Genomic DNA, 758 nt, shown 5'->3' on the forward strand with positions numbered 1-758 from the left:
CCCAAGGGTTGGGCTGTTCGCCCATTAAAGCGGCACGCGAGCTGGGTTTAGAACGTCGTGAGACAGTTCGGTCCCTATCCGCTGCGCGCGTCTAGAAACTTGAGGAAAGCTGCCCCTAGTACGAGAGGACCGGGGTGGACGAACCTCTGGTGTGCCAGTTGTTCCGCCAGGAGCACGGCTGGTTGGCTACGTTCGGGAGTGATAACCGCTGAAAGCATCTAAGCGGGAAGCCTGTTCCAAGATGAGGTTTCTCACCCACCATTGGTGGGGTAAGGCCCCCTACAGATTATGGGGTTGATAGGCCAGAACTGTAAGCACAGCAATGTGTTCAGGTGACTGGTACTAATCGGCCGAGGACTTACCAACAACACCCAAACACCAAAACAATTTTTGGTCTCGCATCCACTATGCACCTCTGAAACAACACACCACACCCCCCATCGCGGGTGTGGCGGATAGTTTCATAACGTTACGGCGGCCATAGCGGAGGGGAAACGCCCGGCTCCATTCCGAACCCGGAAGCTAAGCCCTCCAGCGCCGATGGTACTGCACCCTAACCAGTGTGGGAGAGTAGGACACCGCCGAACACCACTTGAAAGACCCCCTGAACACACCAGTTCAGGGGATCTTTCGCATCTCGGCACATGGTTAGACTGTGGCCATGGCAGTCGGCCGGCCCGGGGAGGGCACAGAAGAAGTGGTGCGTGCTCCACGCGCACGGATGACCGGTGCGCAGCGACGCCTGCAACTGATCGAGG

2 rRNA genes are annotated in these 758 nt (G+C 57.9%); both read left to right on the forward strand.

What is annotated here, in order from left to right:
• Positions 1-366, forward strand: a 23S ribosomal RNA gene (locus tag ABD768_RS42965); the annotation flags it as partial.
• A 104-nt stretch (positions 367-470) separates the two neighbouring features.
• Positions 471-587 (forward strand): 5S ribosomal RNA (gene rrf / locus ABD768_RS42970).
• Positions 588-758: the final 171 nt, after the last annotated feature.

This window comes from Kribbella ginsengisoli (assembly GCF_039537185.1).
GTDB lineage: Bacteria > Actinomycetota > Actinomycetes > Propionibacteriales > Kribbellaceae > Kribbella > Kribbella koreensis.